The following is a 15,057-nucleotide window of genomic DNA, read 5'->3' as shown; positions in this document are numbered from 1 at the left end:
AAAAGGTGAGTGACATGAGAGAATTAGTGGAATCTATTGCAAAAGCCCTTGTCGATCATCCAGATGACGTCCGTGTTTCCGAAGTGGAAAATGGTAAATCACTCACATTAAAGTTAGAAGTACACGCGGACGATATGGGTAAAGTGATCGGGAAACAAGGCCGTATTGCAAAAGCGATCCGTTCTGTTGTGAATGCAGCAGGAACGAATCAAAACAAACGCATTAATTTAGAAATTGGTTAAAGGGTGGGGTGTGTCCTCTCCCTTTTTCCATATGTAATTTTAATGAACGTTCAAAGATCGAACGAAGTTTCGATAAATTCTATGCGGAGGTGGCATAGTGGAGATTATAAAGAAAGTTGTCGTTAAGCAAATTTTAACTAAGCAAAGTAAGAAAAGGCTCACTGAACAGTTTTTAAGTAAGCAGTACCAATTAAATAAAGAAATTCAGCAACTAGACTTCGTGCTACATAAAAAGCTTAAAGAAAATAAGAATAATGTGAATTACCAAACGTCATTGAAAGAAAGCTTTAAGCGGGAAGTAGCCCGACGAAAAGACCGTCTGCGACAAATTGAGCTGAAACTCGGTCAGTTAGAAGAACTTGAATTAGGAGCAGAAGTTAGGGAAGGCTCTATTCAAATGATTGAAACAGTCGAAGAGGGAGACAATTGGGAAGAAGTTATGAAAGGAACAGAGATTGTCATTAAAGACGGTGTCGTTCATGAGTTACGCCAAGGAGGCATGGAGGATGACTGATTGGTTAAACGTGGGGAAAATTGTGAACACTCACGGTATTCATGGTGAAGTCCGAGTGATCTCAAAAACTGATTTTCCGGAAACACGTTATGCCATAGGGAATAAATTGTTTATTTTCGATGGTGAATCTAATCATCATCCTGTGACCATCAAATCTTGGAGACGGCATAAACAATTTGATTTATTGAGCTTCGAGGAATATGGAAATGTGAATGATGTAGAACGGTTTAAAGACCATCTTCTTCAAGTGCAAAAAGAGGATCTTCATGATGATTTATATGAAGGTGAATACTATTATCATGAAATAATCGGCTTACACGTTTATACAAATTCAGGATTGCATGTAGGGAAGATAAAAGAAATTTTATCACCCGGTGCAAATGACGTTTGGGTTGTAAAGCCTGTTGCCGGCAAAAAAGATATCCTTATTCCATATATTGATGAAGTGATAAAAGAGGTCGATTTAGACGAGGGGAACGTCATTATTAACCCGATGGAAGGACTGTTAGATGAATGAACATATCAATCTTAACGTTGTTTCCTGATATGTTTTCAGGTGTCTTTCACCAGTCAATTTTAAAACAGGCCCAAGAACGAGGTGTCGTGACGTATGATGTGAAAAACTTTCGTGAGTATACAAACGATAAACATAACCGTGTTGATGACTACCCATATGGCGGAGGAGGCGGAATGGTATTAACACCTCAACCAATATTCGATGCAGTGGCCGATTTAAAAGGAAAAAGCTCGTCAAGTAAACCGCCACGAATTATTCTTCTTTGTCCGCAAGGTGAACGTTATAATCAAAAAAAAGCTGAAGAGTTCTCAAAAGAGGACCATCTTATCTTAATATGCGGTCATTATGAGGGCTATGACGAGCGGATACGAGAACACCTTATTACTGATGAAATTTCAATAGGTGACTATGTTTTAACAGGTGGAGAGATAGGGGCAATGGTCGTAGCTGACAGTGTGACAAGGCTACTTCCTGGAGCATTAGGCAATGAAACGTCAGCTGTAACAGACTCGTACAGTACTGGACTGTTAGAACATCCTCACTATACGAGACCTGCTGTATATGAAGGCTATAAAGTACCGGATGTCCTATTATCCGGTCATCATGAAAAAATAAATCAGTGGAGGCGCGAACAATCTTTGAGAAGAACGTATGAAAGACGCCCTGATTTATTAGAGAAACTAGATTTGTCAGAAGCGGATAAACATTTTATTCGTTCACTGAGAGGCGATCCAAAAAAGAGTTGAGATCATACTCATCCTATGGTAATATAATCGTTGTGGCTTTTAGCCATTATCAAGATGTTCCGCTGTTTTTATTAATATATGTAACATGAACGTCTGGAGGGAAGGAGGCGAACAGAAAATGGAACATATCATTCGCGATATTACGAAAGAACAATTGAAATCTGATCTTCCAGAGTTCCGTGCTGGAGACACTGTACGTGTACACGTTAAAGTTGTTGAAGGAACACGAGAACGTATCCAGGTATTTGAAGGTGTTGTAATTAAACGCCGTGGTTCTGGAATCAGCGAAACATTCACTGTTCGTAAAATTTCTTACGGTGTTGGAGTGGAACGTGCATTCCCGGTTCACTCACCACGTATCGACAAGCTAGAAGTAACTCGTCGAGGTAAAGTACGCCGTGCGAAGCTATACTACTTGCGTGCACTACGCGGTAAAGCAGCTCGTATTAAAGAAAGATAATGTTGTAAAAAGGAGCTTAATGTCAAGCTCCTTTTTTCGTTTCAAATAAGTCGTTATGAGATTGATTTAATAAAGCAGTTTTCGAATAACGATATTTATATAATACTGGTCTCTAGAAATTTAATCGATTCCTCCTACAGAAAAATGTACAAAGATATGGTAGTATATAGTTTAAAGTAGAATGGAGTCTTTCTGCGGAAATGTGGATTTTTTATGACCCATTTCGCTTTTTTTGAAAATGATAAACAACAGTTTGCTATAAAAAGACTTAATAAAAAGATCTTGTTGTTGAAAGATAGATGGAGGATGACAAAGACATGGCAAAATCAGAATCATGGGAGTGGCTAAAAGCGATTGTCGTCGCATTATTACTAGCAGTCGTCATTCGTTTTTTCTTTTTTGCACCTATTGTAGTAGATGGGCAGTCAATGATGCCTACATTGGAACACAATGACCGAATGATTGTGAACAAAATTGGTTATAACATAGGTGAACCTGATCGATTTGATATTATTGTATTTCATGCACCACAAAACAAAGACTATATTAAAAGAGTAATTGGATTACCAGGCGATACCATTTATTATGAAAATGATGTATTATACATCAATGGGGAAGCGGTTGAAGAACCTTACTTAAATGAATATAAAGAAAGTGCATCAAAACTGCCTTTTACACAAGATTTTCATATAAAAGACATTACTGGTTATGAAACAGTCCCTGAAGGACATGTGTTTGTACTAGGTGATAATCGTCAACATAGTAAGGACAGCAGGCATATTGGAATGGTTCCTTATGATGAAGTTGTCGGTAAAGCCAATTTTGTGTTCTGGCCATTTTCTGATGTGCGTCTAGTGGACTAGGAGGCATTTATAAGTGACAATTCAATGGTATCCAGGCCATATGGCTAAAGCACGCCGAGAAGCTGTTGAGAAACTGAAATTGATCGATGTCGTTATTGAATTAATTGATGCTAGGATCCCATTATCTTCGAGGAACCCTGTTATTGATGAAATTGCGCATGGGAAACCTCGGCTTATTTTACTCAATAAAGCTGACTTATCTGACCCGGTAAAAACGGAGAAATGGATAACGTTTTTTGAGAAAAAAGGACATGCCGTTTTAGCAATCGATGCTCAACGAGGCAAAGGCATTAAAAAAATCTCAGAAAAGGTTCAATTGCTAGCGAAGCCAATAACAGATAAGATGAGAGCGAAGGGGATGAACCCACGTGCTGTACGTGCCTTAATTCTCGGTATTCCAAATGTTGGTAAATCGACAATCATCAATCGGTTAGCGAACAAAAAGATTGCCAAAATCGGTGATAAGCCAGGGGTAACGAAGGCGCAGCAATGGATTAAAGTTGGTAAAGAAATGGAACTTCTTGATACTCCAGGAATTTTATGGCCGAAATTTGAAGATGAAGAAGTAGGTTACAGATTAGCACTCACTGGTGCAATAAAAGAAGAAATTTTTGACTTTGAACAAACAACGGTATTTCTTTTACGATATTTAAGTGAAGAATATCCCGAACGTTTAAAAGAACGGTATAAGTTAGATGTCATTCCTGATGGCGTTGTAGAATTGTTTGATGAAATTGGTAAAAAAAGAGGTTGCCTCATTTCCGGAGGACATATTGATTATGACAGAGTTTCAGAAATTGTTTTTCGTGATTTCAGAACTGGAAAAATGGGAACAATTACGTTAGAAACTCCATAACAATCGTTAAAAGTAAACAATTTGTTTATAAAGGCGCGCATAAATGCGTGTCTTTTCTTTGAAGGTTAAGAAAGTATAAAATTACAATCTCTCGATTGTTGTCTAGCTTCAGCGAAGAGCGATACATCACGAGCTTCCACACGGATGTGGTGACTTCGGCGTTCTCGTAGGACGCGGGGCGTTTAGCCGAAGATCTAATCTAGTGGTTGCCTCGGCGGACATACTACGAAGCAACTCAGGTAGAGGAAGAGGCAGCATGAACGACTTGAGAAACTTCCCTCACCTCGTCTACGATAAGTCGAGAGCGAAAGCGTTTACATCACGCAAGACTTCGAGTTGTCTCGACGGACAGGACGTCCTAATGCCGGGCATGCCACAGGACGTGGCGTATTGCCCGGTTGACGGATGCACTCCAGAGCAATTCTAATAGAGGAAGAGACAAAGACAAGCTTTCGACACTTCTTTATCTCACTCGGCTCAGTCCGACGAACACGAACGTTTTAGTGTCGGGGATGCCACAGGACGTGGCGTTTTGTCCGACCGGTTTTCTCTTCGATAACCGAATGCGCTTGTGCTTTTTTGTTATATATACATTCATTTACACTCAATGTAGGTGAACATTATTCCGATATTATTGAGAGAGGGCAAGGAGTTGAATACTATGAAATCAAAATATACGATTAATGAGATTAAAGAGAAACTAAAATACATAAATGATGAGGATGATCCATTTTTTATAGAAGTTCATCAAGATACTCGTAAAGGGGTACAACATGTCATACAGTTATGGAATAAAAAGAGAGAGCAGGAGCGAGCTTTAAAAGAACAGTTTTACGACATGAGACGTTACGAAGAGTCGTTATGGAAGGAAGGCTATCAATTTATTGGAGGAGTGGATGAAGTAGGGAGAGGACCGTTGGCAGGCCCAGTCATTGCATCGTGTGTGATCTTGTCAGAAGACTTTTTTTTACCGGGGTTAACGGATTCAAAAAAATTAACAAAAGCAAAAAGAGAACATTACTACGAAGTCATAAAGGAACATGCAAAAGCGGTAGGGGTCGGTACTGCTTCTGCAGCAGAGATTGATAAACATAATATATACGAAGCTACGAAACTAGCAATGCAGAGGGCAATTGAAAATACAAACGTAAACATAGATTATTTATTATTAGATGCAATGAGCTTGCCAAATACAATTCCACAAACTCCACTCGTAAAAGGAGATGCTAAAAGCATTAGTATTGCTGCAAGTTCAGTAGTAGCAAAAGTAACAAGAGATCATTATATGACAGCTTTAGGTCGCGAGTATCCAGAGTATGGATTTGAAAATCATATGGGATATGGAACGAGCGACCATCTAACAGCACTACATAAATATGGCATTGTAGAAAATGAGCACCGTTTGTCATTTACCCCCGTTAAAGCAATCATTTCTTAATAAACATAAATCGTTCATAATCGTTTGTAAATGAGAGGTGAACCTGGTGTTTCAAACACATATGATCAATCAATTTGTTCAAGGGCTCGATCCTATCCATGCGAAGTCTGTTCAACTGAAGCCTGGTCAAATTTTTCAAGGAACGATTTCTACATTGTACCCAGGTCAACTAGCCCAGCTTCAAATCGGAACGATGTCATTAACTGCAAAGCTAGAAGCACAATTAGAAAAGGGAGAAAGGTACTGGTTCCGTGTATTAAGAGGTGATGGAGTACCTCGATTAAAAGTATTAGAATCAACTCCTTTAATGAAGCAGGAGGCAAAACAAGGTTCACTCCCTCTTCAGCAGTTAGGGCTAGAAAATTCTAGAGCAAATCAATTGTTAATACAGCGGCTTATCCAAGAGAACCTCCCCTTTACAGCACAAAATATACGTGAAGGAGGGGCATTATTAGAACACTCGCGACACTCCCAACAGCAGTCCCTACATGTCATTGTCTCGATGGTTCAACGTGAATTCCCTTTAACAAAAGTAACGTTTGATAGTTTAATGTCACTACAACACCCTCAACCGACTGCTGCAATGATGGAAACATTACTACATGGATTAAGAGGACAGATAACATCTAGTCAAGTGAACAACGACCTGTCACAGCTGTTATCAACCATTCTAGAGAATGGAAATACAAAGAATACACAAAATCAAGTGCAAACACTCTTTCAATCACTCCAAGGAAAGCCTGAAAATGCTTTAGCAGCGTTGCGTGAAGCAGGAGCAGTTCCTGTCTCCATGTCAGATTATGAAGTGTATACACGTGTTCGTCATGCTTTTTTCAAAGATGATAACAGTCAATTAGTGAGAGAATTATGGCCAAGGCTTAGCTTGAATCAAAGTTCGCTGCAATCGTTGGAACCACGTGTTATTTTTTCACTATTGATGAAGTCTATAAATTTAAATACTACCTCTGACGTTAGTCACTTACTCAATTTATTGCAGTCAAATGGTACATCTGAACAAGCATTACGACATTTTCCGATACAAGCTATTCTTCAATTGCTAGGAATCCAGCATGAGACAAATTTAAAAACGAATGTCGAGCAAAATCAGCCACTGCAACATCAACAGACTTTAAAATCATTACTCTTGCAATTTGTCCAACAACCGTTTCAATTTCATGGCGGTTTAAAAGATCAAGCAGATCTGTTGCTGCAAAGAATAACAGGGAATCAGCTTCTAGCTTCAGAAACGCATGGACCGATTCATCATATTGGTGTACAAATCCCAGTGAAGTTGATGAATAAATATCAAGATATGACAATTCAATGGGAAGGGAGAAAGCTTAACAATGGACAATTGGATAAAGATCATTGCAGAATATTATTTTATTTACAATTAGAATCGTTAAAAGATACAGTTGTTGACGTACAAATTCAGAACAAAGTTATTTCAATTCAAGTGTTTAATGAGCATGAGAAACCGGCTACGCTTCAACACATATGGTTTCCACTCCTGAAAGAAAAATTACACGAACTAAACTACGAATTATCAGCTGTAAAATGGACAAAATCTCTTGATCATAACAACCGTTCCAACATTCAACCTGAACACGATCATGAATACCCATCTTATAAAGGAGTGGACGTTCGGATATGAATGGGAATTACTACAATCAAAAAAGTGAAGAAAAGAAGGAACATATCCGCAAAAAACGAGCAATTGCATTAGGTTATGAATCTTCTGTAGACTATGCACCAGTTGTGAAAGCAAAAGGTAAAGGCTATGTAGCAGAGGAGATTATTAAAAGAGCGAAAGAAGAGCAAATTCCTATACAAGAAGATCATTCATTAGTGGAAGTGTTGTCACAACTTGAAATAAACGAAAAAATCCCTCCAGAATTGTATAGTGTAGTAGCAGAAATTTTTGCCTTTATTTATCAATTAGATCGAGAGAAAGGAAAAATTTCCTAAGTTTTCTCTTTCATAAAGTGGTCATCCTAAAGAACAAAGGAGGGATGATCGTGAATAAACGGTCGAAGTTAATTGTTGATGGTGTAGAAGACTATATGAATCAATACCGAGAGGAAATAGCTCAAGAGTTCGGTATTTTTCATAGTGCAACACAGACGGATCAGCAAGGGAAAATGGGATCAGCTACTAGAAGAATCTTACAACAAAAAGACAAAAAATAACTCAATTAGCAATTGGTTGAACGTCAATGACAGCCAATATTATTCTTACGGTAAATGTACTTCTACTTAATCAAAGGGCTTCAAAACGAGTGTACCTCGTTTTTAAAAGTAAAGCAGATACTCACATTTACCATATCATTTCGTCAATTAGGAAAAACTGGCTCAAAAGGGAAATGACTCAAAACGAATAAGGGTCTGCCTTTTTGGGGCAGTTTTTTCGTCTTTAAAAAGAATAGAACTATGAGACTCTAAATTATCGGATAATGACAATTTTGTCGAAAATCAGTGATGTTTCTGTATTTCATAAATTTTTATAAATTTTTGAGCGTATTATTCACAAAATTGTCGAAAAGTATAGTAGAATAAATATTGTGTGATTATAACGTCATGAAAGTTAGTTTTGACGTGTCACACGGTTTTAATTTTTCTCAACATTTATATTTTTAAAAAAGGGTTTGTGAAAAACTTCGCGAATTCTTTGTATGGTAGCAGAAGCTGCCATACAAGATCTCATTTACTCAGTAAGGAGGATGGCTATGAATATCCATGAGTATCAAGGTAAAGAAATTTTAAGAAGCTACGGTGTAGCCGTTCCTAATGGAAAGGTAGCTTTTACTGTAGAAGAAGCAGTAGAAGCAGCGAAATCTTTAGGAACTGATGTAAACGTTGTCAAAGCACAAATTCACGCGGGTGGTCGCGGAAAAGCTGGAGGAGTAAAGGTTGCAAAGAACTTAGATGAGGTTCGTACATATGCCGATGAAATTTTAGGCAAAACCTTAGTAACGCATCAAACTGGACCAGCAGGAAAAGAAGTAAAACGCTTACTAATTGAAGAAGGGTGCGACATTCAAAGCGAATATTATATCGGGCTTGTTGTTGATCGTGCAACTTCAAGTGTCGTTATGATGGCATCTGAAGAAGGCGGTACTGAAATTGAAGAAGTTGCTGCTGAGACGCCAGAGAAAATCTTTAAAGAAGTCGTTGACCCGGTTGTCGGATTAATGCCTTACCAAGCTAGAAGACTAGCATTTAACATTAATATCCCAAAAGAATTAGTACGAGATGCAGTCAAATTCATGATGGGACTATACAAAGTATTTATTGAAAAGGATTGCTCAATTGCTGAAATTAATCCGCTAGTTACTACAGGTGATGGAAAAGTGATGGCACTTGATGCAAAATTAAACTTTGATTCAAACGCATTATATCGTCAAAAAGATATTTTAGAATATCGTGATTTAGATGAGGAAGATCCAAAAGAAATTGAAGCATCAAAATATGACTTAAGTTATATTTCACTTGATGGAAACATTGGATGTATGGTAAATGGTGCGGGTCTTGCAATGTCTACGATGGACATTATTAAACACTACAATGGAGACCCTGCGAACTTCCTTGATGTTGGAGGCGGGGCAACGAAAGAAAAAGTAACAGAAGCATTTAAAATTATCCTTTCTGATGAAAACGTTAAAGGAATTTACGTGAATATTTTTGGCGGCATTATGAAATGTGATGTCATTGCCGATGGTGTTGTCGCTGCGACAAAACAGGTTGGTTTAGAAATTCCTTTAGTCGTTCGTTTAGAAGGGACAAATGTTGAATTAGGGAAGAAAATTCTAGAGGAATCTGGATTAAATATTACTGCTGCTGACTCAATGGCAGACGGTGCAGAAAAAATTGTTTCACTAGTTAAAGGGTAAAGAAAGGCGGGGTTTAAATGAGCATCTTGATCAATAAAGATACGAAAGTCATTGTTCAAGGAATTACCGGTGCAACAGGGTTATTCCATACGAAGCAAGCAATTGAATATGGAACGAACATTGTTGGCGGTGTAACTCCTGGTAAAGGTGGTACAGAGGTCGAAGGTATTCCTGTATTTGATACAGTAACTGATGCTGTAGAAAAAACAGGGGCAAATGCTTCTGTAGTTTATGTCCCACCTGCATTTGCTGCAGATGCCATTATGGAAGCAGCTGATTCTGGTATTGAGTTAGTTATAACGATTACAGAAGGTATTCCTGTTTCAGATATGGTGAAAGTAAAGCGTTATTTAGAAGGTAAAAGTACTCGTTTAATTGGACCTAACTGCCCTGGAGTCATCACTCCTGAGGAATGTAAAATTGGTATTATGCCTGGGTACATTCATAAAAAAGGTCATGTCGGTGTCGTGTCACGCTCTGGTACATTAACGTATGAAGCGGTACACCAATTATCAACAGAAGGAATCGGCCAATCTTCAGCAGTAGGTATTGGCGGGGATCCTGTAAACGGAACAGACTTTATTGATGTATTAAAGCTCTTCAATGAAGATCCAGAAACGTATGCAGTGATCATGATCGGTGAAATCGGCGGTACTGCAGAAGAAGAAGCTGCTGAATGGATTAAAGAAAATATGACAAAGCCTGTTGTCGGCTTCATTGGCGGTCAAACGGCGCCTCCTGGTAAGCGTATGGGCCACGCAGGTGCGATAATTTCTGGCGGTAAGGGAACTGCTGCAGAAAAGATTAAAACACTGGAAGGTGCTGGCGTAAAAGTTGCCGAAACCCCTGCTGTTATGGGAGAGACACTTATTTCAGTACTAAAAGAGCAAGGTATATTTGAAAAGTGTGTGACACATAAATAAAGAATATAGGACCACCCTCACGAAATGAGTGAGGGTGGGCTTTCATATTATATTAAACCCTCTTATCCCCTCGAAAAGATCCTCTTGAAAGGAAAGGTGACAAATGCATACACGTAAAGAAAAACTCCTCCATATGCACTACTGTTCGTATGGTGACTTCAGGCTCATAAAAAAAATATATGACCTAGATCCTTCATTTACTAAAATTTATGATTTACATTCAGATGAAGTACAGTCGTTCTTTAAATTAACAGGAAAACAATCAGCGATAATGAAACAAAATATGAACCGTTTTTCGATTGAACAAATATCAGAGTCACTAGAGGTTAAAAAAATTAATGTGACGACAATTTTTGACAAAGAATATCCGTCATTATTAAAACAAATTTATGATCCTCCATGGGTCCTGTATTGTAAAGGCAATTTATCATTATTAGCACACCCAATGTTGTTAAGCGTTGTCGGAACAAGACACCCGACAAAGTATGCATATGATGAGTTGAAAATTCTCCTTCCCCCCCTTATTGAAAAAAATATAACCATTGTCAGCGGTCTTGCTATAGGGATTGATCAGTATGCACACGAAATAACATTAAACGCTCTTGGTAAAACGATCGCCGTTTGTGCATTTGGTTTTGACCATATTTATCCCCGCTCAAATGCCACACTTTTTCACACATTGAGTGATAGCCAATTAGTCCTTTCTGAATACCCTCCATTTGTAAAAGCAAAAAAATGGCATTTTCCAGAACGTAATCGAATTATTAGCGGATTATCATTATCCACATTAATTGTTGAAGCGAAAGAGCGAAGCGGGTCACTCATTACAGCTGACACAGCATTGCAGCAAAATCGTGACGTTTTTGCTCTTCCTGGACGCTTGTCACAAGAAGAATCGCTTGGAACAAACCACCTTATACAACAAGGTGCAAAACTTATTTTATCTGCCGATAATATTTTAGAGGAATATTTTTAGGTGAATTCGTGGAATACAAATAAGAATAGAATATTTCTTGATCTTTTTCTTTGAAATATTCGAAAATTATTTATAGTAAAAAAACGTTGTTATGAGCGCTCTCATTGCATGAATTTATTCAAATTTTTTCATTCAATGTTTGACAAATGCTAAAAGTGTGTTTAATAATAGGGAAGATTTTAAATTACCTCTAAGGGGGAGGAAATTGGGTATGTCCGATTACTTAGTGATCGTTGAATCGCCCGCTAAAGCGAAAACAATCGGAAAATATTTAGGGAAAAAGTACACAGTTAAAGCATCAATGGGACATGTTATTGACTTGCCAAAAAGTCAAATGGGGGTTGATGTTGAAAAAGAATATACACCTAAATATATTACGATTCGCGGAAAAGGGCCAATATTAAAAGAATTAAAAACAGCAGCAAAGAAAGCAAAACGTGTATATCTCGCTGCCGACCCCGATCGTGAAGGGGAAGCGATTGCCTGGCATTTGGCAGACAGTTTAAATATAGACAAAAGTTCTGAGTGCCGTGTCGTTTTTAACGAAATTACAAAACAAGCAATAAAAGATTCCTTTAAACAACCTAGAACTATTGATATGAATTTGGTTGATGCACAACAAGCTCGCCGTGTGCTCGACCGATTAGTAGGGTATAATATTAGTCCCTTACTATGGAAAAAAGTAAAAAAAGGCCTTAGTGCCGGTAGAGTTCAGTCTGTAGCTGTAAAAATGATAATTGATCGTGAAAATGAAATTAAACAGTTCCAGCCTGAAGAGTATTGGACGATTGAAGCAAACTTTACGAAAGATGGGGAGCCATTTGAAGCAAAGTTTGTTGCAATTGACCAAAAGAAAAAAGAGCTAAAATCAAAAGAAGATGTAGAAGCGGTATTAGAAAAAATTTCTGGAAATGATTTTCATATTAATGAAGTAAAAAAGAAAGAAAGAAAAAGAAATCCTGTCGTCCCGTTTACAACTTCTTCATTACAGCAGGAATCAGCAAGGAAATTAAACTTCAGAGCAAAAAAGACGATGATGTTAGCTCAACAACTGTATGAAGGAATTGACATAGGTAAAGAGGGAACAGTTGGTTTAATTACTTATATGAGAACCGACTCAACAAGGTTATCTGAAACTGCTCAGAAAGAAGCGCAAGAATATATTGAATCACATTACGGTAAAGAGTACCATAACAAAACGAAACCTAAATCAAAGCAAACGAACAAAACACAGGATGCACACGAAGCAATCCGTCCGACATCAGTCATGAAAGATCCAAAATCGGTAAAACCTTATTTAAGCAGAGATCAGTTTCGCCTTTATAAACTGATTTGGGAACGGATGGTTGCAAGTCAAATGGCACCTGCAATTATGGATACGATGTCAGTTGATTTAGAAAATCACGGTGTGATATTTAGAGCAACTGGATCAAAGTTAAAATTCCCTGGGTTTATGAAAGTTTATATTGAAGGAAATGATGACGGGAAGAAAGAAGAAGATCGATTGCTCCCAGATATGAGTGAAGGTGAAACTGCGAAAGCTGAAAATATAGAGCCGAACCAGCATTTCACACAACCCCCACCACGATATACGGAGGCAAGACTCGTAAAAACAATGGAAGAGCTAGGAATAGGCAGACCTTCAACGTATGCTCCGACGCTTGATACGATCCAGCGTAGAGGCTACGTTGCTTTAGAAGAGCGTCGATTTGTTCCGACAGAGTTAGGTGAAATTGTTTTAGAACTAATTCAGGAATTCTTCCCAGAAATTTTAAATGTTGAATTTACTGCAAAGATGGAGACAGACTTAGACTCCATTGAAGATGGTAAAGAAAATTGGGTTCGTGTCATTGATATGTTCTATCGTGATTTTGAAGTACGGTTGAAAAAAGCAGAAGAAGAGATGGAAGAAGTTGAAATTCGCGATGAACCAGCTGGTGAAGATTGTGAAAAGTGTGGACATGAAATGGTATACAAAATGGGCAGGTTCGGAAAGTTTATGGCATGCTCCAATTTTCCTGACTGCCGTAACACGAAAGCGATCGTCAAGCAAATTGGTGTAACATGTCCAAGTTGTCATAAAGGGAACATCGTTGAGAGGAAAAGTAAAAAACGACGTATTTTTTACGGGTGTGACCGATATCCAGACTGCGAGTTTATTTCGTGGGATAAACCAATTGCACGAACATGTCCAAAATGTGAAAGCATGCTCGTAGAGAAAAAATCGAAAAAAGGTACACAAGTTCATTGTTCATCATGTGATTATAAAGAAGAAAAAAATTAAGGGTAATTGCTTGAATCTTTATTCTTTATAAGGTATATTTGCCAACGGAAAGATTGATTAAGTGGAGGAATTCCCGTTGAAACAACATGTCATTGTCATCGACGCTGGTATAGCAGGAATTAAAGCCGCTTGGCATCTAGCTAAGCGGGGAATTCCTGTTCATTTATACGAGATGATCACGGCAAAACATTTGCAGGCTCATCATATAAATAAATTCGTTGACCTTGTCTGCAGTAATTCAATAAGAGTGAATACGATTACAAATGGTTTTTTTGAACTTTTCCCTCCATTTGAACCTCGAATTCGAAATAAAAAAGAGCGTAAAAAGAAGTATGCAGAACTAGTATCGACCACAATTCAGAATTTTGTGAAAAAAGTGTAAAATTTATTGAAAGGGCTACTAAATTGTGATAATATTTAGTAGCTCTTAATCATGGTAAAGGGTGTAGGTATAAATGATTACAAATTGGACCAAACAGTTTATACAATACTTGCAAATTGAAAAGAATGCATCTATACACACGATTACCCATTACCAAAAGGATATAGCTGACTTTTTAAAGTTTGTCGAGCAGCAGAACATTCATACAATCACTGCTGTTTCATATGTGGAAATTCGTGTATATTTAACCACTCTTCATGAGAAAGAATATTCACGAAAAACAGTTTCTCGTAAAATTTCATCATTACGCTCTTTTTTTGACTATTTAGTTAGAGAAGAACGAATAGAAACGAATCCATTTAAAATGGTATCTGTTCCAAAGGGGGAAAGTCGTTTACCTACTTTTTTCTTTGAAGAAGAAATGGTTAAATTGTTTGAGTCAATCAACTTCGACAGCCCATTAGGTAAACGGAATTTAGCGATATTAGAACTCTTATATGCTACGGGGATTCGTGTCAGTGAATGTGTAAACTTGAACATAGCTGACTACGATCAACAATTAGGAACGCTCTTCGTAAAAGGAAAAGGTCGTAAAGAAAGGTACGTCCCAGTCGGAAGTTACGCAATGGATGCACTTGACCTTTATTTACAAAAGGGGCGTCCTTATTTAGGGAAAAGCGGGAAAGACGATCAAGCCTTGTTTCTAAATTACCGTGGAGGCAGATTAACAGATCGTAGTATAAGAAAAATCTTAAATTCTCTTGTAGAAGAAGCCTCAATTTCATCGAGGATGAGTCCGCATGTCATACGTCATACATTTGCAACACATTTGTTAAATGAAGGAGCCGATTTAAGAACGGTGCAAGAACTTTTAGGGCATAGCCACCTTTCATCGACTCAAATTTATACCCATGTAACGAAAGACAGGTTGCGAGAAGTTTATCGTCACACTCATCCGAGAGCATAA

Annotated in this window: 17 protein-coding genes; all 17 read left to right on the top strand. The window is 37.9% G+C overall.

Annotated elements, in window-relative coordinates; genetic code table 11:
- The first annotated feature begins 14 nt into the window (after window positions 1-14).
- The 17 genes from CD001_RS18895 (at window position 15) to xerC (ending at window position 15,057) form a co-directional block, all read left to right on the top strand.
- Window positions 15-242: a KH domain-containing protein gene (locus CD001_RS18895; RefSeq protein WP_096189153.1), complete on the top strand. Its 228-nt coding sequence runs from the start codon at window positions 15-17 to the stop codon at window positions 240-242.
- A 97-nt stretch (window positions 243-339) separates the two neighbouring features.
- Window positions 340-756 carry a YlqD family protein gene (locus CD001_RS18890; protein WP_096189152.1) on the top strand — a complete coding sequence of 139 codons (417 nt, stop codon included), beginning with the start codon at window positions 340-342 and terminating at the stop codon, window positions 754-756.
- A complete protein-coding gene (rimM, locus tag CD001_RS18885; RefSeq protein ID WP_096189151.1) occupies window positions 749-1,273 on the top strand; it encodes a ribosome maturation factor RimM in 525 nt (174 codons plus the stop codon). Before CD001_RS18890 ends, rimM begins: the two co-directional genes overlap by 8 nt.
- Window positions 1,270-2,019: a tRNA (guanosine(37)-N1)-methyltransferase TrmD gene (gene trmD, locus CD001_RS18880; RefSeq protein ID WP_096189150.1), complete on the top strand. Its 750-nt coding sequence runs from the start codon at window positions 1,270-1,272 to the stop codon at window positions 2,017-2,019. Before rimM ends, trmD begins: the two co-directional genes overlap by 4 nt.
- 118 nt (window positions 2,020-2,137) lie before the next feature.
- Complete coding sequence (rplS, locus tag CD001_RS18875) at window positions 2,138-2,479, top strand: 50S ribosomal protein L19 (RefSeq protein ID WP_096189149.1); 342 nt, start codon at window positions 2,138-2,140, stop codon at window positions 2,477-2,479.
- A 317-nt stretch (window positions 2,480-2,796) separates the two neighbouring features.
- Window positions 2,797-3,342 (top strand): signal peptidase I, encoded by a 546-nt coding sequence (gene lepB / locus CD001_RS18870; RefSeq protein ID WP_096189148.1) that lies wholly within the window; start codon window positions 2,797-2,799, stop codon window positions 3,340-3,342.
- Between the two features lie 13 nt (window positions 3,343-3,355).
- Window positions 3,356-4,198, top strand: a complete 843-nt coding sequence (gene ylqF, locus CD001_RS18865; protein ID WP_096189147.1) for a ribosome biogenesis GTPase YlqF — start codon at window positions 3,356-3,358, stop codon at window positions 4,196-4,198.
- Between the two features lie 661 nt (window positions 4,199-4,859).
- Window positions 4,860-5,636 (top strand): ribonuclease HII, encoded by a 777-nt coding sequence (locus tag CD001_RS18860; protein ID WP_096189146.1) that lies wholly within the window; start codon window positions 4,860-4,862, stop codon window positions 5,634-5,636.
- A 46-nt stretch (window positions 5,637-5,682) separates the two neighbouring features.
- Window positions 5,683-7,290 (top strand): hypothetical protein, encoded by a 1,608-nt coding sequence (locus tag CD001_RS18855; RefSeq protein WP_096189145.1) that lies wholly within the window; start codon window positions 5,683-5,685, stop codon window positions 7,288-7,290.
- Entirely contained in the window at window positions 7,287-7,604 is a 318-nt protein-coding gene (locus CD001_RS18850) for an EscU/YscU/HrcU family type III secretion system export apparatus switch protein (RefSeq protein ID WP_096189144.1), read from the top strand. Before CD001_RS18855 ends, CD001_RS18850 begins: the two co-directional genes overlap by 4 nt.
- Before the next feature lie 50 nt (window positions 7,605-7,654).
- Window positions 7,655-7,825: a small, acid-soluble spore protein, alpha/beta type gene (locus CD001_RS18845; RefSeq protein WP_096189143.1), complete on the top strand. Its 171-nt coding sequence runs from the start codon at window positions 7,655-7,657 to the stop codon at window positions 7,823-7,825.
- Window positions 7,826-8,361: 536 nt separating this feature from the next.
- Entirely contained in the window at window positions 8,362-9,525 is a 1,164-nt protein-coding gene (gene sucC / locus CD001_RS18840; protein WP_096189142.1) for an ADP-forming succinate--CoA ligase subunit beta, read from the top strand.
- A gap of 17 nt (window positions 9,526-9,542) precedes the next feature.
- Window positions 9,543-10,448, top strand: a complete 906-nt coding sequence (gene sucD, locus CD001_RS18835; protein WP_096189141.1) for a succinate--CoA ligase subunit alpha — start codon at window positions 9,543-9,545, stop codon at window positions 10,446-10,448.
- A gap of 103 nt (window positions 10,449-10,551) precedes the next feature.
- The gene (dprA, locus tag CD001_RS18830; RefSeq protein ID WP_096189140.1) at window positions 10,552-11,424 is read left to right on the top strand and encodes a DNA-processing protein DprA; all 873 of its coding nucleotides are present in this window, start codon (window positions 10,552-10,554) and stop codon (window positions 11,422-11,424) included.
- Window positions 11,425-11,635: 211 nt separating this feature from the next.
- Window positions 11,636-13,708 (top strand): type I DNA topoisomerase, encoded by a 2,073-nt coding sequence (gene topA / locus CD001_RS18825; protein WP_096189139.1) that lies wholly within the window; start codon window positions 11,636-11,638, stop codon window positions 13,706-13,708.
- Window positions 13,709-13,784: 76 nt separating this feature from the next.
- Window positions 13,785-14,090: an FAD-dependent oxidoreductase gene (locus CD001_RS27385; RefSeq protein ID WP_096189138.1), complete on the top strand. Its 306-nt coding sequence runs from the start codon at window positions 13,785-13,787 to the stop codon at window positions 14,088-14,090.
- A gap of 73 nt (window positions 14,091-14,163) precedes the next feature.
- Complete coding sequence (gene xerC, locus CD001_RS18815) at window positions 14,164-15,057, top strand: tyrosine recombinase XerC (protein WP_096189137.1); 894 nt, start codon at window positions 14,164-14,166, stop codon at window positions 15,055-15,057.

It is taken from the genome of Evansella halocellulosilytica (assembly GCF_002335745.1).
Classification (GTDB): Bacteria; Bacillota; Bacilli; order Bacillales; family Salisediminibacteriaceae; genus Bacillus_CA; species Bacillus_CA halocellulosilytica.
The sequence above is the reverse complement of the archived record's forward strand: the minus strand, read 5'-3'. Positions and strand labels throughout refer to the sequence as shown.

Coding starts and splice junctions, on each gene's coding strand:
- dprA (WP_096189140.1), top strand. CDS start 10,552: ATGCATACACGTAAAGAAAAACTCCTCCATATGCACTACTGTTCGTAT.
- CD001_RS18895 (WP_096189153.1), top strand. CDS start 15: ATGAGAGAATTAGTGGAATCTATTGCAAAAGCCCTTGTCGATCATCCA.
- xerC (WP_096189137.1), top strand. CDS start 14,164: ATGATTACAAATTGGACCAAACAGTTTATACAATACTTGCAAATTGAA.
- sucD (WP_096189141.1), top strand. CDS start 9,543: ATGAGCATCTTGATCAATAAAGATACGAAAGTCATTGTTCAAGGAATT.
- rimM (WP_096189151.1), top strand. CDS start 749: ATGACTGATTGGTTAAACGTGGGGAAAATTGTGAACACTCACGGTATT.
- CD001_RS18860 (WP_096189146.1), top strand. CDS start 4,860: ATGAAATCAAAATATACGATTAATGAGATTAAAGAGAAACTAAAATAC.
- sucC (WP_096189142.1), top strand. CDS start 8,362: ATGAATATCCATGAGTATCAAGGTAAAGAAATTTTAAGAAGCTACGGT.
- topA (WP_096189139.1), top strand. CDS start 11,636: ATGTCCGATTACTTAGTGATCGTTGAATCGCCCGCTAAAGCGAAAACA.
- trmD (WP_096189150.1), top strand. CDS start 1,270: ATGAACATATCAATCTTAACGTTGTTTCCTGATATGTTTTCAGGTGTC.
- lepB (WP_096189148.1), top strand. CDS start 2,797: ATGGCAAAATCAGAATCATGGGAGTGGCTAAAAGCGATTGTCGTCGCA.
- CD001_RS18850 (WP_096189144.1), top strand. CDS start 7,287: ATGAATGGGAATTACTACAATCAAAAAAGTGAAGAAAAGAAGGAACAT.
- rplS (WP_096189149.1), top strand. CDS start 2,138: ATGGAACATATCATTCGCGATATTACGAAAGAACAATTGAAATCTGAT.